This is a genomic window from Thermincola sp. GK-1 (assembly GCF_059412445.1).
This window is the reverse complement of the sequence record NZ_JBSQAT010000036.1, coordinates 1-3,208: the sequence shown is the minus strand read 5'-3', so window position 1 is coordinate 3,208 and position 3,208 is coordinate 1. Positions and strand designations below refer to the sequence as shown.

The following is a 3,208-nucleotide window of genomic DNA, read 5'->3' as shown; positions in this document are numbered from 1 at the left end:
ATGTTCTTTGAAAACTAAACAGAGTAGGCAAGAAACCGAGCGCGAGAGCGAGAGGAAGAACTACCGAGAGCTGTGAAAGGTTGAGGCTGTTGTAGTACAACAGTCAGGTAGGTCAAGTTAGTAAGGGCGTACGGTGGATGCCTAGGCGCCAGGAGCCGAAGAAGGACGTAGAAAGCTGCGAAAAGCCACGGTGAGCCGCAAGCAGGCGTAGACCCGTGGGTGTCCGAATGGGGGAACCCGGCGGGGTTAATACCCCGTCACCCTGTGCTGAACCCATAGGCACAGAGGAGGCAACCCGGGGAACTGAAACATCTAAGTACCCGGAGGAAAAGAAAACAACAGTGATTCCGTAAGTAGCGGCGAGCGAACGCGGAGGAGCCCAAACCACTTGACTACGGTTAAGTGGGGTAGCGGGACTCTCGTTAAGGCTAAGGAACCTAGCCGAACCGTCTGGAAAGGCGGAGCACAGAAGGTGACACTCCTGTAGGCGAAAGGGGAAATAGCTGAGAGAGGATCCCAAGTACCACGGGACACGGGGAATCCCGTGGGAATCAGGGAGGACCACCTCCTAAGGCTAAATACTCCCTGGCGACCGATAGTGAACAAGTACCGTGAGGGAAAGGTGAAAAGCACCCCGGGAGGGGAGTGAAAGAGAACCTGAAACCGTATGCTTACAAGCAGTCGGAGCGCCATAAGAGCGTGACGGCGTGCCTTTTGTAGAATGAACCGGCGAGTTACGGTAGCTAGCGAGGTTAAGTACTTAAGGTACGGAGCCGCAGGGAAACCGAGTCTGAAAAGGGCGTTAAGTTAGTTGCCGTAGACCCGAAACCGGGTGATCTACCCATGTCCAGGGTGAAGCTAAGGTAAGACTTGGTGGAGGCCCGAACCGACCGACGTTGAAAAGTCGGCGGATGAGGTGTGGGTAGGGGTGAAATGCCAATCGAACTCGGAGATAGCTGGTTCTCCCCGAAATAGCTTTAGGGCTAGCCTTAAGGGATGGTTTATGGAGGTAGAGCACTGAATGGGCTAGGGGCCCTACCAGGTTACCGAACCCTATCAAACTCCGAATGCCATAAACTTACCTTAGGAGTCAGACTACGAGTGCTAAGATCCGTAGTCGAGAGGGAAACAGCCCAGACCGTCAGCTAAGGTCCCAAAGTCCGTGCTAAGTGGAAAAGGATGTGGGATTGCACAGACAACCAGGATGTTGGCTTAGAAGCAGCCATCATTTAAAGAGTGCGTAATAGCTCACTGGTCGAGTGGCCCTGCGCCGAAAATGAACCGGGGCTAAGCACGGCACCGAAGCTACGGATTGAGATGTGTCAATAGTGCTCTTAGAGAGTGCTTAGACACGGTGAATTAAGCGAAAACCCACGGCTGTTAAGCGGTTAGATGAAAGGTTTTCGCCAAATGCCTCAGGCTAAGCATGAAGGCTGAGAGTAGTATTGACACATCTCAGTGGTAGGGGAGCGTTCTGTACACGTCGAAGGTATACCGTGAGGAGTGCTGGAGAGTACAGAAGAGAGAATGCCGGTATGAGTAAGCGAGAAGGCAGGTGAGAATCCTGCCCGCCGGAAGCCTAAGGATTCCTGGGGAAGGCTCGTCCGCCCAGGGTAAGCCGGGACCTAAGCCGAGGCCTAAGGGCGTAGGTGATGGGAAATCGGTTGAGAATCCGATGCCACCCACAGCCGTTTGAGGAAGGGATGACACAGGAGGGTAGGCTAAGCCAGCGGATGGAAGAGCTGGTCCAAGCGAGTAGGGCGTGTGGTAGGCAAATCCGCCACACATAGAGCCTGAGACGTGAAGGGGAACGAAATTAGAGTAGTGAAGTAGCTGATCCCACACTGTCGAGAAAAGTCTCTAACGAGGCGAGTGGGTGCCCGTACCGCAAACCGACACAGGTAGGTAGGGAGAGAATCCTAAGGCGCGCGAGAGAACCCTTGTTAAGGAACTCGGCAAAATGACCCCGTAACTTCGGGAGAAGGGGTACCTCAGTATTGTGAAGGTAGAGCAACCGGAGCAAGAAGAGGTCGCAGAGGAGAGGCCCAAGCGACTGTTTACCAAAAACACAGGTGCCTGCTAAGTGGAAACACGACGTATAGGTGCTGACGCCTGCCCGGTGCTGGAAGGTTAAGAGGAGGGGTTAGCCTGAGAGGGCGAAGCTCTGAATTGAAGCCCCAGTAAACGGCGGCCGTAACTATAACGGTCCTAAGGTAGCGAAATTCCTTGTCGGGTAAGTTCCGACCCGCACGAAAGGCGTAACGATTTGGGCGCTGTCTCAACAAGGGGCTCGGTGAAATTGTAATACCCGTGAAGATGCGGGTTACCTGCGACAGGACAGAAAGACCCCGTGGAGCTTTACTGTAGCCTGACATTGGATTTTGGTACGTCATGTACAGGATAGGTGGGAGACAGAGAGGCATGGACGCCAGTCTGTGCGGAGTCGTCGGTGGGATACCACCCTTGAGGTATTGAAGTTCTAACCCACGTCCGTAAGCCGGATGGGGGACAGTGTCAGGTGGGCAGTTTGACTGGGGCGGTCGCCTCCCAAAGAGTAACGGAGGCGCCCAAAGGTTCCCTCAGACTGGTTGGAAATCAGTCGTAGAGTGTAAAGGCAGAAGGGAGCTTGACTGCGAGACCGACGGGTCGAGCAGGGACGAAAGTCGGGCTTAGTGATCCGGTGGTTCCGAGTGGAAGGGCCATCGCTCAACGGATAAAAGCTACCCCGGGGATAACAGGCTTATCTCCCCCAAGAGTCCACATCGACGGGGAGGTTTGGCACCTCGATGTCGGCTTATCGCATCCTGGGGCTGAAGTAGGTCCCAAGGGTTGGGCTGTTCGCCCATTAAAGCGGTACATGAGCTGGGTTCAGAACGTCGTGAGACAGTTCGGTCCCTATCCGTCGCAGGCGCAGGAAACTTGAGAGGAGCTGTCCCTAGTACGAGAGGACCGGGATGGACAGACCGCTGGTGCACCAGTTGTCTCGCCAGAGGCACAGCTGGGTAGCTATGTCTGGAGCGGATAAGCGCTGAAAGCATCTAAGCGCGAAACCGACCTCAAGATAAGGTTTCCCATGGAGTTAATCCAGTAAGACCCCTGGCAGACTACCAGGTAGATAGGCCGGGAGTGTAAGTACAGTAATGTATTGAGCTAACCGGTACTAATAGGTCGAGGACTTGACCTAAGGCCTGAAACAGGAGGTAGTGAA

At 54.4% G+C, this 3,208-nt stretch carries 1 rRNA gene; it reads left to right on the top strand.

Features of this window, described 5'->3' with window-relative positions:
- Positions 1 to 110: 110 nt before the first annotated feature.
- Positions 111 to 3,184: ribosomal RNA gene (locus tag ACSNJE_RS15830) — 23S ribosomal RNA — on the top strand.
- Positions 3,185 to 3,208: the final 24 nt, after the last annotated feature.